The 21677-nt window shown below is 67.9% G+C and carries 18 protein-coding genes and 1 tRNA gene; 6 read left to right on the top strand and 13 right to left on the bottom strand.

Annotated features, from left to right (window positions below; all coding sequences use genetic code 11):
• The first annotated feature begins 16 nt into the window (after positions 1-16).
• Entirely contained in the window at positions 17-2191 is a 2175-nt protein-coding gene (locus ACXIZN_RS38920) for an MMPL family transporter (protein ID WP_457959779.1), read from the top strand.
• Positions 2184-2906, top strand: a complete 723-nt coding sequence (locus tag ACXIZN_RS38915) for a class I SAM-dependent methyltransferase (protein ID WP_457959778.1) — start codon at positions 2184-2186, stop codon at positions 2904-2906. Before ACXIZN_RS38920 ends, ACXIZN_RS38915 begins: the two co-directional genes overlap by 8 nt.
• Here the strand turns inward: ACXIZN_RS38915 and ACXIZN_RS38910 are convergent.
• Both ACXIZN_RS38910 and ACXIZN_RS38905 read right to left on the bottom strand, forming a co-directional pair.
• Complete coding sequence (locus ACXIZN_RS38910; protein WP_457959777.1) at positions 2903-4276, bottom strand: UTP--glucose-1-phosphate uridylyltransferase; 1374 nt, start codon at positions 4274-4276, stop codon at positions 2903-2905. The two genes, ACXIZN_RS38915 and ACXIZN_RS38910, sit on opposite strands and share 4 nt — an antisense overlap.
• A gap of 31 nt (positions 4277-4307) precedes the next feature.
• Positions 4308-4880, bottom strand: a complete 573-nt coding sequence (locus tag ACXIZN_RS38905) for a 5-formyltetrahydrofolate cyclo-ligase (RefSeq protein ID WP_457960708.1) — start codon at positions 4878-4880, stop codon at positions 4308-4310.
• 218 nt (positions 4881-5098) lie between these two features.
• Between ACXIZN_RS38905 and glp the strand changes: the two genes are divergently transcribed.
• The 4 genes from glp (at position 5099) to ACXIZN_RS38885 (ending at position 8157) form a co-directional block, all read left to right on the top strand.
• A complete protein-coding gene (gene glp, locus ACXIZN_RS38900; RefSeq protein ID WP_192743570.1) occupies positions 5099-6370 on the top strand; it encodes a molybdotransferase-like divisome protein Glp in 1272 nt (423 codons plus the stop codon).
• Positions 6370-7041 (top strand): GNAT family N-acetyltransferase, encoded by a 672-nt coding sequence (locus tag ACXIZN_RS38895; RefSeq protein WP_457959776.1) that lies wholly within the window; start codon positions 6370-6372, stop codon positions 7039-7041. Before glp ends, ACXIZN_RS38895 begins: the two co-directional genes overlap by 1 nt.
• A 161-nt stretch (positions 7042-7202) precedes the next feature.
• Positions 7203-8012 carry a divisome protein SepX/GlpR gene (gene sepX / locus ACXIZN_RS38890; protein ID WP_457959775.1) on the top strand — a complete coding sequence of 270 codons (810 nt, stop codon included), beginning with the start codon at positions 7203-7205 and terminating at the stop codon, positions 8010-8012.
• Positions 8013-8084: 72 nt separating this feature from the next.
• Positions 8085-8157: transfer RNA gene (locus ACXIZN_RS38885), tRNA-Ala, on the top strand.
• Positions 8158-8379: 222 nt separating this feature from the next.
• Here the strand turns inward: ACXIZN_RS38885 and ACXIZN_RS38880 are convergent.
• The 11 genes from ACXIZN_RS38880 to ACXIZN_RS38830 form a co-directional block, all read right to left on the bottom strand.
• On the bottom strand, positions 8380-9207 hold the full coding sequence (locus ACXIZN_RS38880) for a hypothetical protein (RefSeq protein WP_457959774.1): 828 nt from the start codon (positions 9205-9207) through the stop codon (positions 8380-8382).
• Between the two features lie 188 nt (positions 9208-9395).
• Complete coding sequence (locus ACXIZN_RS38875; protein WP_457959773.1) at positions 9396-9989, bottom strand: dihydrofolate reductase family protein; 594 nt, start codon at positions 9987-9989, stop codon at positions 9396-9398.
• Between the two features lie 118 nt (positions 9990-10107).
• On the bottom strand, positions 10108-11511 hold the full coding sequence (locus ACXIZN_RS38870) for a sigma-70 family RNA polymerase sigma factor (protein WP_457959772.1): 1404 nt from the start codon (positions 11509-11511) through the stop codon (positions 10108-10110).
• A 127-nt stretch (positions 11512-11638) separates the two neighbouring features.
• Positions 11639-12391: a class I SAM-dependent DNA methyltransferase gene (locus tag ACXIZN_RS38865; RefSeq protein WP_457959771.1), complete on the bottom strand. Its 753-nt coding sequence runs from the start codon at positions 12389-12391 to the stop codon at positions 11639-11641.
• Positions 12388-13566, bottom strand: a complete 1179-nt coding sequence (locus tag ACXIZN_RS38860; RefSeq protein WP_457959770.1) for a DegT/DnrJ/EryC1/StrS family aminotransferase — start codon at positions 13564-13566, stop codon at positions 12388-12390. The genes ACXIZN_RS38865 and ACXIZN_RS38860 overlap by 4 nt, the downstream gene beginning before the upstream one ends.
• A gap of 126 nt (positions 13567-13692) precedes the next feature.
• Positions 13693-15288 carry an MFS transporter gene (locus ACXIZN_RS38855; RefSeq protein WP_457959769.1) on the bottom strand — a complete coding sequence of 532 codons (1596 nt, stop codon included), beginning with the start codon at positions 15286-15288 and terminating at the stop codon, positions 13693-13695.
• A 141-nt stretch (positions 15289-15429) separates the two neighbouring features.
• Positions 15430-16878 (bottom strand): nucleotide disphospho-sugar-binding domain-containing protein, encoded by a 1449-nt coding sequence (locus ACXIZN_RS38850; RefSeq protein ID WP_457959768.1) that lies wholly within the window; start codon positions 16876-16878, stop codon positions 15430-15432.
• A gap of 15 nt (positions 16879-16893) precedes the next feature.
• Complete coding sequence (locus tag ACXIZN_RS38845) at positions 16894-17979, bottom strand: hypothetical protein (protein ID WP_457959767.1); 1086 nt, start codon at positions 17977-17979, stop codon at positions 16894-16896.
• 13 nt (positions 17980-17992) lie between these two features.
• Complete coding sequence (locus ACXIZN_RS38840) at positions 17993-19216, bottom strand: cytochrome P450 (protein WP_457959766.1); 1224 nt, start codon at positions 19214-19216, stop codon at positions 17993-17995.
• Between the two features lie 105 nt (positions 19217-19321).
• Entirely contained in the window at positions 19322-20185 is an 864-nt protein-coding gene (locus ACXIZN_RS38835; protein ID WP_457959765.1) for an SAM-dependent methyltransferase, read from the bottom strand.
• A 126-nt stretch (positions 20186-20311) separates the two neighbouring features.
• Positions 20312-21670, bottom strand: coding sequence for a condensation domain-containing protein (locus tag ACXIZN_RS38830; RefSeq protein WP_457959764.1), 1359 nt, complete (start codon positions 21668-21670; stop codon positions 20312-20314).
• Positions 21671-21677: the final 7 nt, after the last annotated feature.

Raw genomic sequence — 21677 nt, 5'->3', positions numbered from 1 at the left:
TAAAGGACTGTAGTTCATGCTGCCCGAAAAGATCGCCGCGTGGTCCCTGCGGCATCGCGCGCTCACCCTCGTCGGCTGGGTCACCCTCGTGGTCGTCGCCCTGTTGTCGGGAACGCTGCTGGACGGTGAAAGCCGCCGGAGCACCGATCCCGGCGAGTCCGGCCGCGCGCAGACCGCGCTGAACGCGCAAGACACCTTCGACCCCTTACGCGAGAACGTCCTTGTGGCGCCGAAAGAACCTGGCTCGCCGCCGTTCGCCAGTAACGAAGAACTCCGGCGGGCGACCGAAGATCTGGTCACCACGCTCACCGGTTCCGGCGCCGTCGCCGACGTCCGCTCGCCGCCGGCCGACGGCGAGCGGATCTCGGCCGACGGCACGTCCGGGCTCGTCGGGTTCGCGGTCGCGGGCGGGGAGAAAGAAGTCCGCCCGAACTTCGAGACCGCGACGGCGCGAGTGGCCGAGGTCGCCGCCCGGCATCCGTCGGTCCGGTTGAGCCAGTCCGGGGACCTCAGCCTGTCGACCGTGGTCGACAAGGGCATCCGGGAGGACGTCAAACGTTCCGAGCTGCTTTCGCTGCCGCTAACCCTGGTGATCCTGCTGATCGTCTTCGGGGCGCTGGTCGCCGCGTCGGTCCCGCTGCTGCTCGCCGGCACGAGTGTCGCGGCGACGTTCGGCTTCCTGTCCGTCGTCGACGACTTCACCCCGATCAACAGCGCGACGACGGTTATCACCCTGCTCATCGGGATGGCGGTCGGTGTCGACTACTCGCTGTTCTTCCTCAGGCGGCAACGGGAAGAACGCGCGCGCGGCCACTCCGTCGACAGCGCGATCCGTATCGCGGCGCGGACCTCCGGGCATGTCGTGATCGTCTCCGGTGTCACGGTCGTCCTGTGCGTGGGCGGGCTGGTGTTCACCGGGCTCGACAACTTCACCGGGCTCGCGATCAGCACGGCGTTCGTGGTCGGGCTGGCCATGCTCGGCGCGGTCAGCGTGCTGCCGGCACTGCTCTCACTGCTGGGCGGCAAGGTCGATCGCGGGCGGATCCCGTGGCTGGGCAAGCGGCGCACCGCCGCGGAGAACTCGCGGTTCTGGGCCGCGGCGGCTCGCGTGGTCACCCGGCGGCCAGCGTTGTGGGGCGGGCTCGCGACCGCGCTGCTCCTCCTGCTCACGCTGCCCGCGCTCGGCATGCGCCTGCAGGATCCGACCCCGGCGGAGAGCCTGCCGCGCTCGATGGCGGCGATCGACGCCGCCGTCCGCACTCAGGAAGCCTTCCCGGGTGTGGTCTACCCCGCCACGGTGGTCTTGACGGCCGAGCGCGGCGGCCCGGTCGACAGCCCGGCGCTACGCGCGGCGATCACTGATCTCGACCGGCGGATCGGCGAATCCGGCGGCGTGCTGAACAAACCCGTCGCCGTGTCGAACGTCGACGAAGCCGTGGTCGTCCGTGTCCCGCTGTCCGGCGCGGGCCGCGACGCGGAAGCCGACGCCGCGCTCGCGAAACTGCGCACCGAGGTACTCCCCGGGACGATCGGGAAGGTGGACGGCGTCGAGTTCGCCGTGTCCGGCCGGACGGCGAACGCCCGCGACTTCGCGGACCGGGTCGTCGAACGGATGCCGCTGGTCTTCGGCTTCGTCCTGCTAGCGGCGTTCTTGTTGCTGCTGCGGGCTTTCCGGTCCGTGGCGGTGGCGCTGGTGTCGATCGTGCTGAACCTGCTGTCGATCGGCGCGGCCTACGGCGTGCTCACCTGGATCTTCCAGGACGGCCATTTCGCTTCCCTGCTGGGCTTCACCCCGTACGGCGGGGTCGTGGGCTGGCTGCCGATGTTCATGTTCGTCCTGCTGTTCGGGCTGAGCATGGACTACCACATCTTCATCCTCAGCCGGATCCGCGAACGGCGGGCCGAAGGCGCCGTCACCGCGATCGTCCGGGGCACCGGCACGAGCGCTGGGGTGGTCAGCGGGGCGGCGGTGATCATGGTCGGCGTGTTCAGCGTCTTCATCACGTTGAGCGCGATCGAGTACAAGATGATGGGCGTCGGGATGGCCGTCGCCGTCCTGATCGACGCCACTCTGATCCGCGGTGTTCTGCTGCCCGCCTTCCTGGCGGCGCTGGGCGAACGGGCCTGGCGGCGCGACCGTAAATCCGTGGCCCGCGAACGCGTCCCGGAACTATCGTCGCCGAATGCCTGACGCGCTCTTCGCCCACGCCCGGCTCGCACCGGTCTACGACGCCTTCGACGGCGCTCGCGACGATCTGGAGCACTACCTCGGCATCATCGGCGAACTCGGGGCGAAGAGGGTGCTCGACGTCGGCTGCGGCACCGGCTGCCTGGCCGTTCTCCTCGCCGCGCGAGGGATCGAGGTCGTCGGTGTCGATCCCGCGGAGGCGTCGTTGGAGGTCGCGAAGGCGAAAGACCCGGAAGGGAAGATCACCTGGATCCACGGCGACGCGAAAGCGGCGGGTGCCGCCGGGGCCGATCTCGCGGTGATGACCGGCAACGTGGCACAGGTCTTCCTGACCGACGACGAATGGCGCCGGACGCTCGAAGGCATCCGCACCGCGCTGGTGCCTGGCGGTCACCTCGTCTTCGAGATCCGGCGCCCCGGTCGCCGCGCCTGGGAGGACTGGGCCGCCGACACCGCGCACGAGGTCATCGACGTCCCCGGCGTCGGCGAGGTCGAGCAGTGGCGTGAGGTCACCGAGGTGAACCTCCCGTTCGTGTCGTTCCGGTACAGCTACCGGTTCTCCGACGGCGAGGTCGTCACCTCGGACTCGACGCTGTGGTTCCGCGAACGCGACGAACTGGAAGCCTTGCTGGCGGAGCACGGTTTTCGCGTCCTGGACGTCCGGGACGCCCCGGATCGTCCAGGACGCGAGTACGTGTTCATCGCCCAGCGGGACTAGAGGACTTCACCGTCCGGAACGGTCTTCGGCCCGGTGAGCTTCACGTCGCCGCGGACGACGACGTTCTTCCCGAAGGTGACGTCACCGTCCACGGCGAGGCTCGTGCACTCCTTGAGCGAAGGCGCCGAAGGGATACGCGCGTCGAAGTCCGGCAGGAGCTTGTAGAACTCCTTGCTCAGCGAAACGACCGGCGGGGTGGTGGTGAACTCCGGGATCATCTCCCCGCTCTCGGCGAGGACGTACGCGTCGGACCGGACGACGAGCAGGTCGTCGGTGGTCTTGACCGGCGCGAACCGGGTCCGCGGGATCTCGATGGCCCGCGCGCCCTCGACGGAGCCGATCGCCGCGCCCATCGCCGTTTCGAGCTGGATCACCGGCGTGCTGGCCGCGTCGGCCGGATCGACGGTCTTCCGGTTCACGATCAGCGGCAGCCGCGGCGCGGCCGGGTCGGCGTCCTGCAGGGCTTTCAGGCGTTCGAGGTCGATCCAGATGTTGTTGGTGTTGTAGAACCGCCATTTGCCGACGTCGCCGAACGAGTCGTCGCCGTCGGGGACCTGCGCGGATTCACGCAGGACGATCCGGCCCGCGCGCCGCGCGAGGTGCCCGCCCTTGCGGTCGGCCGCGGTGCCGAGCACCGTCTCCATCGCGAACGGGATGCTCTCCTTCGCCATCCACGCGGCGATCCGCGCGTCCGGCAGCGCGCCGAGGTTGTCGGCGTTGGACACGAAGCACCAGCGGATGCCCTCCGCCAGCAGCGTTTCGAGCATCCCGCTCACCGCGAGCGCGATGTAGATGTCGCCGTGCCCCGGCGGGCACCATTCCAGTTCCGGGTTCGACGGCCATTCGGCGGGCCTGCCGTCGGCGGTGATCTTCGGCTCGCGGCCCTGCAGGAAGTCGGCCGGGATGACGTCGTCGGCGAGATCGGGGTACTTCCTCAGCAGCTCCAGCGAAGGTTCGCGGGTGCCCGCCGAATTCATCAGGATCAGCGGAAGCCGCGCGTTGTACTTCTCGCGGATGGAGAGCACCTGCATGGCGATGACGTCGAGGAACGTCTTGCCCGGTTTGATCTCCAGCAGCGACTTCGGCCCGGTGAGCCCCATGCTCGTGCCGAGCCCGCCGTTGAGCTTCAGAACCGCGGTGCGGTCCAGGACGCGGCGTCCTTCTTCGGCGTCCGGCTCAGGCAGTTCGACGAGCCTGCTGATGTCCTCGAGCGGTTCGAGTTCGTCGCCCGGCAATTGGCCGGCGCCGGGTTCGGACAACTGCTCGAGGCGCCGCCGCAGGGCCGCCAGCTCCATGGCGTGGGCCCCCGCGGAACGCATTTTCGACAGCGTTTCGGCGAACTGATCGGACAGGTGCGCGTCAGAGCTCATTGTGCCCTTTCTGAACCACTGCGTCGGGGCGTCAGTCTATTACCGGTCGCGGAGCCAGGCCGTGCTCCGGGGTCAGTACCCCGGTCATGCGGACGTCATGCGGTTCCGCGGGCAACGCGCGCACGAGTTCGGCGTCCCGGACGACGGCGATCAGCGCGGCGTCCGGCGCGGCGAAGGCGAGCGACCGGTCGTAGTACCCGGCGCCCCTGCCGAGCCGGACCCCTTCGTCGTCGACGGCGAGCGCGGGGATCAACACCAGATCGGCCGTCCCCAGCGTGTCGGGACCGAGGCGGCGCCCGGTCGGTTCGAGCAGCCCCCGCAGCCTCCCGGGCGCGAGACTCGACGGGCCCTCGAACGCGGCCCACTCCAGCGGCCCCGGCGTGCCGGGGACGATCGGCAGCAGCACGCGTTTCCCCTGGTCGAGAAGTTGATCAAGCAGCGCCGTCGACCCCGGTTCGGTACCGAAGGGGACGTAGGCGCACACGACCTCGCCCGGCAGCCGAGCGGCCGCGGCGGCGAGCGCCACCGCCTCCCGCGCGCGCACTTCCGACACCTGCGAACGTCGTTCGGCGGTTATCCGGGAACGCCACTCCGCTTTGCTCAGGTGTTCATTGCCGGGCTCGCCCACATGGTCAGGTTAGGCTTCACGCCTATGACAGGCGCAGCGACCACCCCGGCGGCACGGACCACGAGGAGCTTGCCCGATCGGGCGATTTCCGCGGCTTCGGACCGCATCACTCCTGGTAACGGTGGTGAACTTCAGTTCACCGACGGGCCTTCATCGCGTGCCTGGTCGAACGAACGGATCGAGATCCCCCAGTCATGACGGAGCCCATCGCCGAAGCGGCCGAGACCGAAGACGCGGGACAGTTCCGTTCCGTCGAGGATCAGATCGCGCTGACCCTGGACGCCGCGGTGCGCCCGCGCCCGGTCCGGGTCGCCATCTCCGAGGCCCAAGGCCTCCTGTGCGCCGAAGAGGTCGTCGCCGAACACGCGCTGCCCGGTTTCGACCAGGCCGCCGTCGACGGCTACGCGGTGCGAAGTGTCGACGTCCGCGCCGCGGGCCAGGAGCCCGTGCAGCTGCCGGTGGTCGGCGAGATCGCCGCCGGATCCCGCCAGCCGCGGCGGTTGCAGCCCGGCCAGGCGGTGCGGGTCGACACCGGCGCGCCGCTGCCCACGCTCGCCGACGCCGTCGTCCCGACCGCCTACACCGACGGCCACCAGGCGAAGGTCACCGTGCACAAGTCCGTGCCGTCGGCGGCCTACGTGCGCCGGACCGGCGAGGACGTGCAGATCGGCGACGTCGCCGTGCGCAAGGGCGACACCATCGGCTCGGCCCAGGTCGGCCTGCTCGCCGCCGTCGGCAGGGCGAAGGTCCTGGTCTACCCGCGGCCCCGGGTTTCGATCGTTTCCGTTGGCGACGAACTGGTCGACATCGACCGCACCCCGTCGGTCGGGCAGGTCTACGACGTCAACTCCTACGCGCTGTCCGCGGCCGCGCGGGACGCCGGCGCCGAGGTGAGCCGCGTCGGGATCGTGCCCGGTGACCCGAAACGGCTGCGGGAGGTCGTCGAAGGCCGCCTGCTGATGTCGGAGATCGTCGTCGTCGCGGGCGGCGCCGGCGGAAGCGCGGGCGACGAGGTGCACGCGGCGCTGTCGGACCTCGGCCACATCGACATGACCCGCGTCGCCATGCACCCCGGATCCGTGCAGGGCTTCGGCAGGCTCGGACCCGATTCGGTGCCGACGTTCCTCATCCCCGGCAACCCGATGAGCGCGCTGGTCGTATTCGAGGTCCTGGTCCGCCCGCTGATCCGCGCCGCGCGGGGCACCCGCAACCCGCACCGCCGCATCGTCGGCGCGCGGCTGCTCTCCCCGATCACCTCGACCAAGGGACGCAAGGGTTTCCTGCGCGGCCAGCTGCTGCGCGACGAGGGCAACGGCGAATACCTGGTGCAGCCGCTCGGCACCTCCGGCGCGCATCTGCTCGCCTCACTGGCCGAGGCGAACTGCCTGATCAACATCGACGAAGACCTCACCGAGGTCGCCGCGGGCGAGCAGGTCAAGGTGACCTTCCTGGCCCAGCGGGCGTAATGGGCGCACCGATTTCCGGCGTCGCGTATCCGATCGAGAGCAGGCATCCGGGCTGGCCCGCGAAGCTGGGCCCGCTCCGGGTGCCCGCCGGGATCCTCGCCGTCCGGCCGGTCCGGCTGCGGGACGCCGGCGACTGGAGCCGCGTCCGGCTGCGGGACCGCGAACACCTCGAAATGTGGGAACCGACCGGCGTCGGGCCGTGGCCGGAGCGCAACGCTTATTGGTCGTGGCCGTCCCAATGGCTGGCGCTGCGCGGCCTCGCCAGACGCGGGCAATGTCTCCCGTTCACCATCACGGTGGATGGACGCTTCGCGGGGCAGATCACTGTGGGTAACGTCATCCGGGCGTCGCTCCGGTCGGCCTGGATCGGCTACTGGGTGTCGTCGGACATCGTCCGCGGCGGCGTCGCGACCGGCGCCGTCGCCCTCGTCACCGACCATGTCTTCGACTTCGGCGGGCTGCACCGGCTCGAAGCGACCGTCCGCCCCGAAAACGCCCCCAGCCTGCGGGTTCTCGCCAAAGCGGGCTATCGGCAAGAGGGCCTTTTCGAGCGCTACCTCGATGTCGCGGGCGGCTGGCGGGACCATTTCTGCTACGCCGTCACCAAGGAGGAGACCGGTGACGGACTGGTCTCGCGGCTCGTCGCGAAGGGCCTCGCGGAGCGCGTTTGACCCCGTCACCGGGTCGTTCCGGTGACCGCGTTACCACAAGCTGTGAGATTCACCTAATTTGGTGATGCATTTTCCGTGATCGAAACCGGCGAGTCTGCGCGGCGTGTGTGACTGTTGTGGCTAGCGTGACTACAGCAGTGGATCGGGGGAGGTGACGGGAGATGCCCAGTTCGGTGATCATCGTCGCGCTCGCAGCGGCATGGCTCGTCGTTCTCGTGCCCATGGTCGCCCGCAAGCGCCAGCAGGTCGCACGGACGACGGACTCGGCCTTGGCGGCGCGGGTCGTGCGGAGCGGGAGCACACGCCACGAGGGACCGGAGGAGTTCGCGATGGCGGAAAACACGGAACCATCGGTTGAAGACGACCTGGCCGAACTCGAGGCGGAGCTCGACGCCGACCTCGAAGACGAGGCACCGGAGGCCGAGCCGCTTCCCCAGCCCTCGCGCACGGCCCGGCCCGAAAGAGAACGCCAGAGCACTGGCTACCGGCCAGGCCGGGGCGGATTCGACCCGGAGGCGGCGGACATCGCCGCGCGCGCCAAGTACGCGTTCCGGCAGCGGATCGTCATCGCGCTCCTGGTGCTGGTGGTCACCACCGCGGCCGTCGCCGGCTTCCTGACCCCGACTGTCTGGTGGGCCAACGGTGTCGTCGACGCCGTCCTCATCGGCTACCTCGTGTACCTGCGCCGTCAGGTCCGCATCGAGAACGAGATCCGGCAGCGCCGTCTCGCCCGCTTCAACAGCACCCGCGCCCCGCGCCGCCCGGCGGTCGACGACGAGGAAACCCACGAGTCCCGTGAGGACATCGAGGTCGTCGCCACCGAACGCCCGGCCGTCGTGGAGCGCAAACCGTCCCCGATGTCCCGCCTCCGGCGCCAGGCCGTCGTCGTCGACCTCGACGACGAGGACCCGGCCTTCCACGAGCTCGACGAGCCCGGGACCAGGCCTTTCCGGCGGGCCTCCGGAGAGTGACCCCCCTGCGTTCGAGCCTCCAGAGCCACTGCTAAGCTCATGGAGCCTCAAACGCAGGGGCAAGCTTCACCAGGGGCTGTAGCGCAGTTGGTAGCGCGTCTCGTTCGCATCGAGAAGGTCAGGGGTTCGATTCCCCTCAGCTCCACATAGCGAGTCTTACCAGAACAAGTGCTTGAATGAAGGCCATCCGCATCGCGGGTGGCCTTTTCTGTTGGGTACTGAGTGTCCGCCGGCGTTGGACGGCATGGATCTCACCGAAGAGCCCGAAGCTCACTGTCTGCGATCTTCTCGCCCTCGATGTAGAGGCGTGGAAGATCGCTTGTCGAGTAGACGCTGCTTGTCAGGGGCCGCACGGAGAAACCGGTCATCAGTCCTGGCGCAACGGATCGTCGTCCACACGCACATACAGTGCTTCGACTGGCTGTTCAGCCCCACTGTTCCAGGAGGCGTTCTCAATCGCTCCGATGAGGACGTCCCCCGTGCCCCGGATCTCGAACGCGTCGGGGTTCAGGCCGAGCCGGCCGGCAAGTTTCGTTGCCACTCGGCGCAGGCCCGGCTCGGCGGCTTCACCATCGATGGCAGGAGTCGCTGAGAGCAGGGCCACTTCGCAGAAGTCGTCTGGCAGGCATGCCGGACGCGACGAGACGACCTGGATCACCGACGCGCCGATCGACGCTACGAGGGGAAGACACCGATCCAGCGCCGTGTTCAGGTCCGCCACCGGAAGCCGGAGGTGGACCCGGGCGACGATGTCCGTTTCCTCGCGCGGCGTGAAATCGGCACGGGCAACGGACGTCGGCGCGCGTGTTTCCTGCCCGCCCCGCTCGGCGACCACTCTGAAAAGAACGTAATCGTCGACCTTCAGTTTCCGGAACCGGAGGACGGCGAAGCCGCGCCGCTCCGGGTCACCGTGGATGTCGAGGTTTTCCTCCTTCAACCGGTACTTGACGATCACCGGTCGCAAGGCCCGCCGCATGGCCTGCTCGATGGTTTCCCCCTCCGCTACCGAACAAGTGAAGAAGAGGGAAGCAATGAATCCGGTCCTAGGACTCTCGGGGTCGGCGCGTACGATCTCCACCGCGGCCGCGCCGAATTCGTCGAGCAGCGGCCGGCACACGCCGAGGGCTGTCCCGAGTTCCGTGGTGTCGATTTCGAAACGGATATCCGTGACGATATCGGTTTCCGGAAACTTCATTCGTGTGTCACACGTCCTTCGGTGGAAATGCCGCCATGCCCTTGTCACCGTACGCGTCGCTGTACTACCGCTCGGCTTGAAGGTGTCGGCGGCACGAACCGGATCGTCCTTTCGCACGGCCGCGGAAACGCACAAAAGCCGATGGCCCTTGCCCACCGTGGGCAAGGGCCATCTGGCTTGGAGGTCGCTCAGGCGGATTCCACGCCATAGACGAGGTGGGTCACGCCTTTTCCTTCGATGACCCGGGGACCGGTCAGGTCGACCTCGAGATCCTTGAACCGCTCGAAGAGGCGGATGCCGTCGCCGAGAAGCACGGGCACCACCGCGACCTGGATCTCGTCGAGGAGCCCCGCCTCCAGGCACTGCTGGGCGATGCTGGGACTCGCGACGCAGACCGACTTGTCGCCCGCGGTGGCCTTCGCCTGCGCGATGGCGCTTTCGATCCCATCCGTTACGAAAGTGAAGGGCACGTCCGCGCGCGGCCAGCCGTCCGGGACGCTGTGGGTGACGATGAAGACCGGCACGCCCGTCGGGTGCTTGCCGTCCCATCCCTGGGCGAGATCGAAGGTGCGGCGGCCCGAGACCAGCGCGCCGGTGTCGGCGATGGCCTCACGCAGATACGCGGCGCTGTTCTCGCTCACCTGGAACGTGATGTCGGGGTGGGCGGACGCGACGGCGACGTCACCGGTGCCGTACCAGCCGAAAACCTTGTCGACCCCATCGGAAGGGTCGGCGACGAACCCGTCAAGCGACATCGACATGTCCGCGACAACCTTGCCCATTGTCTTCTCCGATCATCAGTTGCGGTCCGTGGTCGTTCAGCCACGAAGTTCGCTTATTGAGACGTACGGAGTCCGGACCACTAATCGGTCCGCGCTGGGATTCACCCGTTAGTGCAGGTCACAAGGTCAGGGGCAGGCCGAACGCCGGAAACAGATGCGGTTCGAAGGACATGACCTCCGCGATCTCGCCGTCTTCGATCCTCAGCACGTCGAGAACCTGGGCCCGGAACACCTGCGTACCGGGCCGTTGCACGTACCCCGCGGCGGCGGGCTGCCGGTTCGCGACGGTCGGCAGATGCCGCCAGCGCCCGAAATAGCGTGGCGAACCGGGATCGATGACGGGACCGAGGAATTTGGTGATCGAGTCCCTGCCCGACACCCACAGATCTTCGGGGGGCATCGTCAGCAGGGCGTCTTCACGAAGAAGCTCGGCCATCGCCTCGACGTCGTCCTCTTCGGTGGCGGCGATGTAGCGGCGCAGGACGGCCTGCTCGTCCTCGGTCGGCCCGGCCTGCCGCGTCCATTCGGACCGCCGCTCGGGAAGATGCTTGCGCAGGGTCGAGCGGGCGCGCTGCAGAGCGCTGTTGACCGACGCCGTGCTCATCTCCAGGAGTTCCGCGGCCTCCGCGGCGGGCCAGGAGAGCACATCGCGCACGATCATCACCGCCCGCTGCCGTGGGGGCAGGTGCTGGATACCGGCGAGGAACACCAGTTCCACGGTCTCCCTCGACACCACCGCCGCGTCCGGCTCCTGCTCGGTCGAGACGACCTCGTTCAGCAGTTCGTCCGGATAGGGCTGCAGCCAGGTGATGCGTGAAGGCGGTTCCGGATTGCCTTGGGTCACCCCCGCCGACGCCTCGTAGTGCTGAGGCCGGCGCGAGTGCCGCCGAAGGAAGTCGAGGCACGCGTTGGTGGCGATGCGGTACAGCCAGGCACGGAAACTGGACCGCCCCTCGAAGCCGTCGCGTTTGAGCCACGCTCGCAGGAAGGTCTCCTGCACCAGGTCTTCGGACTCGTCGTAAGAACCGACCATCCGGTAGCAATGCAGCTGCAGTTCCCGCCGGTGCCGTTCGACCAGCGCCGCGAACGCGCCCTCGTCGCCGGTCCGCACCGCGTCCAGTGACACCTCGTCGCCGGCCTCGCCCGCACCTTCGGCCGACGGCGCTGTTTCCGTCACGCGGTCCTGCGTTACGTTTTTCGGCGGTTCCGCCTTCGCGGGCGAACCGGTGCCCGCCTCCGCCGCGTCCAGCGCGACACGGGCGACGCGGCGCAGCCTGCTCACCGAGGAAGACAGATCGACGACGTCGGCGTAGAAGGTGTCGGGGCGCTGCGGCGTGAGACCGGTGATCCGCTGCTCGATGTCGGCGATCAGATCGGTCACCCGATCCCGCTCCGCCGAGGTGTGCCGGTTCCGATACGACTTCTGACGGCACGCCGCCGAGCAGTAGGCCGATGTCCTGCCCCTCTTGCCCGGCCGCCGCGGCAGCGGCTTGCCGCAGGTTCGGCAATTCTCGTCAGGCATGACGCACCACCAATACTAGACCGGCCCTTGACATTACGCATTAAGCCACGTAATGCCAAGGGCCGCCAGCCGATCATCGCGAACATGAATTATTCATGAAACGACCGGTAGGAGATCATGTCCGATACTATCGGCGAACACCGACAAAGGTTCCGGTGTCCGGCGAAAGCGCGGCCGCCCCCTCGACCAATTCGACGGCGCAGCCCGCCTTTTCCAGCGCGGCGGCGTACTCGTCACGAGTGAACAAGGTCAGTCGCTGCACATTGACGAAGTGGTTGATACCAGCGGAATCAGCGATGACGAAGTGCGCCTCCTGGCGGACCCGGCGGCCCTCTCGCGCCGAATGCGAAACCCTGGCGATCGTCCGGCCGTCGTTCCGGGTGACGGAATCGGAGACATAACCCTCGATGTACTGCTCCGGCGAATACCACGGATCGATGACGAGGACACCGCCCGGCGAAAGGTGTCTCGCCATGCTGGCGATGGCACTGTCCAGCTCGTCGGTCGTGGCCATGAAGCTGATCGAATTGAACAGAATGCAGACCGCGTCGTACGTGCGGCCGAGGTCGAACTCCCGCATGTCGCCTTCGTGGATCCGCACACCGGGAACCTTGGCGCGGGCGCGGTCCCTCATCTGCGCGGAGAGCTCCAGGCCCTCAAGGCAGGTGAAGGCCGGCTTCAGCGCCGCGAGGTGCTCGGCCGTCCCGCACGCCACGTCCAGCAAGGAAGCCGCTTCCGGCCGCCGCGCGCGGACGATGGCGGCCAGCAGCGCCGCCTCGGCCTGGTAGTCGCGGGCGCGGTTGGTGTAGATCTGGTCGTAGATCTCGCTCAGGTCGTCGTCGTAGACGTTGTTGTCGGAGGTCTCAGCCTGGAGGGTCATGCCGCTTTCCTTACTGGAGAAGCCGAAAGGCGCCCCTGCTCACGGCGCTCACTGACACTGTCACGAACGGCGCCGACGATGCGCTCCACGTCGGCGTCCGAGAGGCCCTGGTGAATCGGCAGGAGCAGGGTGCTCGCCGACGCGGCGTCGGACTCGGGCAGCCGCACGTCCGCACCGTAGGCCTTGACCTTGTGCAGCTGCGCGTAGCGGAAGGTGGTGTAGATACCTCGCGCGTACAGGTCGCGAGCGACGTCGTCCCGGATACCGTCGTCGAGCTGGATCCAGTACATGTAGTGCGAGGTAGTGTGCCCTTCGGGCAACGGCGGCGGCTGGTGCAGGGCGTCGACGCCGGCGAGTTCCCGATCGTAGTGGGCCGCGATCTCGGCCCGGCGTTCGATGAATCCCGGCAAGCGGTCCAGTTGCACGCTTCCGACCGCGGCGAGCACGTCGTTGCTGATCGACCGCCTCGAGAACGAGGAAACCTGGAACTCCCACCAGCGGGTGCTGGAGCGCAGCGCTTCGTTGTAACCGCTGGTCTGTTCCAGCCCGAAGTACGCCAGTTTGGGCGCGCGAGCGGCGAGTTCGGGGTCGCGGACGTACAGCATCCCGCCGTCGACGGTCACCACGATCTTGCCGTAGTCGAAACTCCACACGCCGAAATCGCCGAACGTGCCACAGGGCTTTCCGTCCACAGTGGACGCGACCGAGACCGCGGCGTCCTCGATCAGCTGGATCCCCCGCTCGGCGCAGAGCGCGGCGATCTGGACGACCTCGCCCGGATAACCGCCGTAATGCAGGATCGCCACCGCCTTGGTCCTCGGCGTCAGGACGGCCTCGATGTCGGCGACGGTCGGGTTCAGGGTGCGGCGATCGACGTCGCAGAACACCGGCCGCGCACCGCGCGAGGCGATGGCGTTGGCGACGCCGACGAAACAGATCGTCGGCAGCACGACCTCGTCACCCGGCCCGATATCGGCCAGTTCCATCGCGAGGAAAGTCGCTTCCGTGCACGAGTTCACCGACAGCACGTGGTCCTTGCCGACGCCGATGTGCCGGGCGAAGCCTTCCTGGAACTCCTCCACCTTCGTACCGCGGCCGACCCAGTTGCTCTCGAACACCTCTCGGATGGCCGACAGCTCACGTTCGCCCAACGACGGCTGAACCACATTGATCATCCCGGGCACTATGACTCCTCTCCGCACGGGTTTTCCACTGCTGGTCCGCCCACCGCCCGACGGCGAGCACCGACCGGTCACGCGAGCCGCCCGGCTGTCGCCAGCCGGGCGGTCTCTTGGTTGCGTCTACGCGCTGGCCAGCGGAGCGCGCTCTTCTTCGGCGACGGCCTCCGGAGCTTCCTCGTCCCCGTGACCGTGGTCGCCGCTCATCGGCGGAACGTGCCGCAGGGTCGCGACCGCGACACCGGCGAGCCCGACGAACGCGATCGTGCAGACGACCGCGACGACGTTCAGCCCGGAGGTGAACGCCTCCTTGCCGGAGGTGATGAGCGAGTCGGCCACCGACGTGGACAGGTTCTTCGCGACCTCGAGCGCCCCGGCGAGGGATTCCCCCGCCGTCGCGCCGTCCGCCGTTCCCGCGATCTCGGCGGGAACGGTCACCTCACTGCGGTAGACGGCCGTGCCGATGCTGCCGATGGCGGCGACACCGAGCGCGACGCCCAGCTCACCACCGGTCGACGACAGCGACGACGCCGAACCGGCCTTGTCCTCGGGAGCGGCCGGGACGACCATCTGGCTGACCAGCGGGCCGACCGGGCTGACGCCCAGGTACACGATGGTGAAGCCGACGATCAGCAGCGCCACCCCGGTGGTCGCGGTCACCTGCGTCAGGACGAACATGCCGATCGCCGAGATCAGGGTGCCCGCCGCCAGGACGTAGGCCGGCCGGATCTTCTTGGCGACGGCCGAGCTGATGAAGATCCCGGCCAGCAGCACCACGGTCGGCACCAGCAGCCACAGCCCGGCGTTCATCGGGCTGAAACCTTCGACGAGCTGCAGCTGCAGCGCGATGAACAGCCCCGCGCCGCCCTGGACCGCGGCGATCAGGAACGACAGCAGCAGCGCGCCGCTCACCGCCTTGATCGCGAACAGCCGCACGTCCAGCAGAGGGTTCTCCAGCCGCCGCTGACGGAGGACGAACACGATGCCGAACACCACGCCGACGACGATCGCCACGAACGAGAGCGTGTCCCAGCCGATCCGCGCCAGCTCCTTGAAACCGTAGATGAAGGGCAGGATCGCGGCCAGCACCAGGAGGACGCTGACCGGGTCGAGGCGTCCCGGGCTCGCTTCCTTCGTGTTCGGCAGCAGGAACGGTCCGGTCACCAGCAGCAGAAGCATCACCGGGACACCGATCAGGAAGACCGATCCCCACCAGAAGCTCTCCAGCAGCACACCACCGACGACCGGGCCCAGCGCGACCCCCGCCGTCATCGCCCCGGCCCAGACCGAGAACGCGACACCCATTTGCTTCGGATTGGGGAACATGGTGAAGATCAGCGCCAAGGTCGACGGCATGATCGTCGCACCGGCGATACCGAGCAACGCCCGCGCCGCGATCAGCATCTCCGGCGAGGTCGAATACGCCGCGAGAATCGAGGCAAGTCCGAACGCCGCGGCACCGAAGAGCAGCACCCGCCGCCGGCCGATCCGGTCGCCGAGCGTGCCCATGGTGACCAGGAAACCGGCGATCAAGAATCCGTAGATATCACTGATCCACAATTGCTCCGACGCGGAAGCTCCCAAATCCGCTGACAAGCTCGGCAACGCAAGGAACAACACCGAAATGTCCAGCATCGTCAGCATTGTCGGCAGGGCCAATACCGCTAATCCCAACCATTCACGCCGACCTGCTCGAGGGACCGCCTCGTCAACAGACACAAACCTCACCTCTCTCGGAATGTTCAAAGGGGCACCATCACGGGTCCCACTATGTGTAAGCGTGTCAAGACTCAGCGTCGGCGGCATCTTTCAAAATGCGACATCAGGGGCAAATGGGAACTTCTGTCGCCGGGCAGGCCGTCAGCGCCTACGATTCGCCTCGGTCAGTTTTTCGAGCATCGGAACGATTTCATGCGGGCTCGGGCGGGAAAGCCACTCTTGATACGCGGCCTCCGTGCCCTCTCCGAACGAGGGTTCGGTCACGACCTGGAGGATCGACTTGCGGATCTCGTCGACCGACTGGGTCCGGTGATCGAGCCGCACACCGTTGCCGCGGCCGAGCACGTAGTTCGCGGTGGGAGTCGACTCCAGTTTCTTCGCCGGCATTTCCCACTGCGTGACCTTCTCGCGGGCCTCCTCGCGCACCCCGAACTCCCAGCCGACCCGGTACGTGCCCGAGTCCAGCGAACCCGCTTCCCCGGCGGCGGCGCACCGCGGGCACAGCCCGGCCGACGGCTCCTCCTCGACGGCCCGGATCAGCAGCGATTCGTCGGTGTCGCATACGATCTGCGGCACCTTGAACGCGATCGACGCGGCGAAGGTCCCCATCCCGCCGTGGTGGATGATCGCCGAGCAGGTCGGCAGCAGATACGTCAGCGGGACCCACTCGATCCGCCGCACGTTGGGCGGCAGGGTGCCGACCCCGTCCATCTGCATTTCGTTCAGTGTCGCGATCACGTCGACGTCGAGATCGGCCACCGCCTCGATGATCGCCGGGGTGCGGCCCCAGTCCCCCTTGATGAACCGCCGGGTGGATTCGCCGAGCGTCAGCGCGATCCGCGGCCGCTCGGGCTGCTCGTAAAGCCATTCGGGCAGCGTTTCGGTGCCCGAATAGGGCACGTAACGCATCGAAATACGGGTCGAGCTGTTCGGCAGGCCGAGGCCCGGCGGCAGCGGGTCGATGGACCATTGCCCGTACATCAGTTCGTCGTCGACTTCGATCCCGTATTTCTCGGCGAGCGGCCGGAGGAGATCCGCCTGCGGGTTTTCGGACAGACCCGCCGCCTGGAGCTCGGCACGGCGCTCGGCGAGTTTGTCCATGCTCCACGCGAAGCAGTCCGGGCCCATGAGGAAACGGGCGTGCGCGGCGCCGCAGGCGCGGGCGGCGACCGGACCGGACGCGAACGTCGGATCCCAGATGACCAGATCCGGCTTCCACACCTTGGCGAAACTCACCAGGTCCGAGGCGTCCGGAAGGTCGGTCCGGACGTAGTCGGACACCGCGTTCAGCAGATACTGGTAGAAGGCGATCCAGTGCTCACGGCCCTCTTCGTCGAGGCCGAGGACCTCGGCGTAGCGCAGGACGTCCTCAGGCCCGGGCGGGGCCTTCGCGTCGGGACGCATCCGCGCCTCGTTGGCGTTCGGGTCGCCCAGCCCCACCGGTGAGAGACCGACGCCGGCGACGGCGTCGGCGAAGCTGGCGTGCGTGGCCACCCGGACCTCGTGCCCGGCACTCTGCAGCGCCCAGGCACAGGGCACGATCGGCCACAGGTGGGCGAACGACGGATAGACGGTGAACAACACTCGCATCGGAACTCACCCCTCTCAGGCGACTCGCGCGGAACTGTTCCCGTCACCGGAAACGGCTCGCGCGTAGTGGTCGGCGATCGCGTGGAACGATTCCTTCTTCTCCCAGCGATACGTGGAATTCACATCCGAGAAGTCGTCCCTGATGGTCTTCAGGACGGCCATGCTCGCCATGTCCAGGTCGTATCGCGGATCGGGCGAATGCGGATGGGTCGGGTGGATCAGTTCCGAGACCGTGACGCCGTCGACGCCCGCCGTCTCGAAGAGATCCAGCATCTTCCGGTGGTAGCCGGCCTGCGCCGCCTCGTCGCGGACGTAGCCGTCGACGATCGTCGGCACCTCGCCGCTGCGGTCGGCGATGTCCCAGACGAAGAACGCCTTCTGCTCGGCGCCGGTGTAGGTCGCCGTCCCGTATTCGGTGATCCGGATCGGCTTGTTCCACTTGCGGTAGCCGTCGATGAACGCGAGATGCCCCTCGCGCGTCCGGGGTTTCGGCGTCCAGTGGTACTGGATGCCGACGAAGTCGAACGGATCCCAGTCCACGTCCTCGAACGGCGCGGCGGAGTAGCCGACCTCGCCCTCGAAGTTCGCCCTCGCCACCGCCGCGGCCTTGCCGAGGAACTCGTTGAGCAGGGGCGCGGCGGCCGCCGGGTCGACCCGCGCGGTCGGGTGGAGCAGGAAGTGGTTCGCGTCGGCGAAGACGTTCGCCATCCGCTCGTGATAGAAGCCGCCCTCGATGAGCCCGGGGGTGAAGATCAGCTGCACGGCGCCTACGCCGAAGCTGATCAGCGCGCCGTCGCCGCGCAGCGACTCGGCGAGCCGGGCGCCCTCGGCGAGATGATCGAGGATCTCCTGCTGCGTGCCTTCCACCAGCCGCGGCTGGAGGTACACGTGCAGGCCGCGGTCCACCGCGGCGGTCGCGGTGGCGGTCAGCCGATCGAGATCCGTGCCGAAGACCGTGACCGAGTTGCAGTTCAGGTCCGAGCCGATGACGTCGATCTCGGCCTGCATCAGCGCGTCGCTCCAGACGTTCCTGGAGAGCTCGCCCTGGCCGGTGGCGAAGTTGGTGCCCGTGTCGTAGGCGACACCACGGTAATTCGTCATCGTGTCCTCCCCCTCACCAGGCGACCGGCAGCTCGAAGAGCCGCTGCAGGGTTCCGTCGTTGTTACCGGGGACCTGGTCGTGCGGAATGGTGATCCGCAGGTTCGGCATGCGCGCGATCATCGCCCGGAAGGTGATCTCGAGTTCGAGCCGCGCCAGCTCGGCACCGGGGCAACGGTGCACACCGTGGCCGAACGCGATGTTCGCCCCGGGCTCCCTGGTGATGTCGAACCGGAAGGGATCGGGCGTGGTCGCCGGGTCGAACGCGACGCCGACCGAGCTGATCAGGATTCCTTCGCCCGCCTTGATCACGTGACCGCCGAGGTCGATGTCCTCGGTCGCGACCCGGCCGTACTGCTCGATCAGGGAGACGTACCGCAGCATCTCGGCGACCGCGTTCGGCACGAGCCCCGGGTCGGCGACCAGCGCGTCCCACTGCTCCCGGTTGTCCAGCAGCGCCAGCGTGCCGAGCGAGATCACGTTCGTCGTGGTGTCCGTGCCGGCGACCAGCATCGCCAGCGCGAGCTGGATCAGGGTGGCCCGGTCGACCTTGCCGCCCTTCAGCTGGTTCTCGACGAGGTCGTCGACGAGACCGACCGGACCGGCGCCCGGATTGGCCTCCTTGTGCGAAATCAGCTTCTCCAGGTAGGCGTTCAGGTCGGTCATCGCCTGCTCGGCCTGGCCCGGTTCCGCCGAGAACAGCCTCCTGGCGGGCTCGTCGAACTCTTCGCGTTCCTCGGCGGGGACACCGAGCAGCAGGCTGATCACCAGCGAGGGGACCGGGTGGGCGAACTGGGCGACGATGTCGCCGGTGTTCCCCTGGCTCATCATCTCGTCGAACTTCTCTTCGACGATGCGCTGGATGTCCGAGTGCAGCCGGTCGACGCGCCGCATCGTGAAGCTCGGCATGATCATCTGGCGCTGCTGGGTGTGCACGGGCGGATCCGCGCCGAAGAGCACCTCGGCGAAACCGCTGTCGACGATCGCCTCGAACTCCTCGTTCAGCATCGGGAAGTTCCCGACCTTGGCGCTGATGGACACCTTCCGGTGGTCCGCGAGGACGGTGCGGGCGGCCTCGGTGTCGGTCACCAGCCACGCGGTGCGGCCGTTGTAGAGCCGTACCTTGGTCATCGGGCTGTGCTTCCTGAGGTCGACGAGCTCACTCGCCGGCCGGTACGGGCACTTCCGCGGGATCGGGTACTCCGGCGGGTTTTCGGCGTGCAACGGCGTGGTGGTCATGGCGCCCTTCTCTCGGATATGAGGGACTCTGGTGCCATCTCCCCAGGCCCCGGCGAGCGGAAAGTCCTGCCTGTGACGGGTTTCCGTCACAGGCGTTCGGCGGGATCAGTAGTCGGTCCCGCATTTGGCGCAGCAGCGCCCTTCGACGGGTTTGCGGGCCGCGATGATTCCGTAGCCCATGCGTTCCCCGCCTGCCCCGAAATAGTTCCGGTAGCCCTGTTTCAAGTTCTCGATGGCTTCTTCACCGAAGTCCGAGACCAGCTCGTCCTGCAGCTCGTTCGCCCGGTCGAGATAGCGCAAACCCATGCCGTAGACCCGAGGACCGCACTGGATGTACTCCTCGACGACGAAACCCGCCCGCCGCAACGTCTCGACCCACTGCGGGATCGTCAGCAGGCAGTGCATCTTGAACGCTTCCGACAGCTGGACGAACTCGTCGTCGCTCATCCCCGGTTCCCGGGTGCAGTCGGAAAGAGCGAGCCGTCCGCCGGGGCGGAGCACGCGATGGAACTCGGCGAGCACGGCCTCGAGATCGGGCGCGTGCATCAGCGACTCGATCGCCATGATCGCGTCGAAACTGCCGTCCGGATAAGCGATCGACTGGTAGTCGCCGCGTTCGAACCGCACGTTCCGGGAAAGCCCGCTCTCGAAGGCGCGCCGCTCGCCCTCGGCGACCTGTGCCGCGCTGACGGTGATCCCGGTCACCAGCGCGCCGGTTTCCTTCGCGACGAGGACCGCGGGGGCGCCGACACCACAGCCGGCGTCCAGCAGGCGCTCCCCGGGACGCAGGTACAAGGTGTCCGCCACCTTGCGGGTGATCCGCTGCGCCGCTTCGAAAACCGTTGTGTCGTCTTCCTTTCCGTACCAGTACGCCAGATGCTCCTGCCCGTCGTTCAGCGCGATGGACAGGGGCGTGGTCTGGTCGTACATCTTGCCGAGCTCATCCGAGATCGTCCCCAGTTCGGTCATGGCTTCCCTCACCTCTTGTGCTGATGGAAACGCGCGCTCGACATCGGCGGATTCACTTGTCCATCAAGGTATCCGCGGCGGTTTCCGCTTGTCATCTCGTACGTTGCGCGAGGCGAAGCCACGCGGTCAGGCGGCCCGGCGCCGGATTTCGTAGGGCTCGACGAGGGTCTCGCGCAGGGTTCGCCGCAGGCCGTCCGCCGTTCCGGTGATCGTGCTCTCGTGGAAGAGATTGGTGTTGAACCCGAACTTGCCGAGGATGTCCCCGGCCGGGTCCAGTTCGAGCGACCACAGGGCGCCGTTGGGAATCTGGGTTCCCACGGGCGCGGACCGCAGCCGCCGCCGGATGGCGGTCCAGCGCACACCGCCGTGTTCCTCGTCGGTCATGGTGAACGGCGATTGGACCGCCTGGAACACACAGGCCGCGCCGTAGGGCTCCATGACGGCGTTCATCAGCTCCGGTGCCTCCGCGATGATCTGGGAGAACGGGATTTCGTGCGTGTACGCCGAAACACAGGCCGCGCGCGTCTTGGCGACGACCTCCCGGAAGTCTGCGCATCCGGTGAGATCGACGCGCAGCGGCAGGAAGTTGAAGAAGTACCCGACGCTTTCCTGAGTCCACGTGGGATGCCGCCCCGGCGTGAACGTCGGCACGACCAGATCGGATTCGCCGGTCTCGTCCCGCAGGTAGGTGAGATAGGCGGCCAGCAGGACCATGAAGACGGAACTGCGGGTCTCCGCCGCCATCTCAACGGTCGCCACACTGAACTCCGGCTCGAGGGTGTAGCGGTGCCACGAGGTCAGGAACGTGGCGTCGGGCGAACGGGGCAGGTCCGTCCGCATCGCCACCACGCGCCCGCCCCGCAGGTTCTCCCGCCAGAACTCACGTGCCCGGTGCACCGCCGGGGAGTCCGCGTTCTCGTGTTGCCACGCCACGTAGTCCCGCATCTGCCGCACCGCGGGGAGCCCGTCCGCCGCCCCGTCCCGCCGCGCCGCGTAGCGGGCGACGAGATCGCGGACGAGCACCTGCGCCGACCAGCCGTCGACGGCGGTGTGATGCGCGACGAACGCGAGTACCGCGTCCCGTTCGTCGAACCGGCCGAGCAGGAACCGGACCAGCGGCTGTTCGCCGGCGCCGAACTCGCCCGCCTCGATCTCGTTGAGGAAGAGGTCGGCCACCGTGTCCCGGTCCGCGTCCCCGTCGAGCGCGCATTCACGTAACTCGGGCGAGACGGGCGGCAGGATCACCTGGTGCGGATCGTTCTCGTCGAGGACGACCCGGGTGCGGAGTGCCTCGTGCCGCTCGACGACATCGGCCGCGGCGCCGCGCAGCGCGGTCAGGTCGATCTCGCCGTGGACCCGCCAGCCGCCGACGATGACGTACCGGGGCCCGAACGGGCCGGTGCCGTCTCCCCTGTCCATCATCCGCAGGAAATCGTGTTGGAACGACAGCGGAAACCGCTCCGGCACACCGGACGTCTCGCTCATGAGGACA

It is taken from the genome of Amycolatopsis sp. TRM77291 (assembly GCF_054166285.1).
The sequence above is the reverse complement of the archived record's forward strand: the minus strand, read 5'-3'. Positions and strand labels throughout refer to the sequence as shown.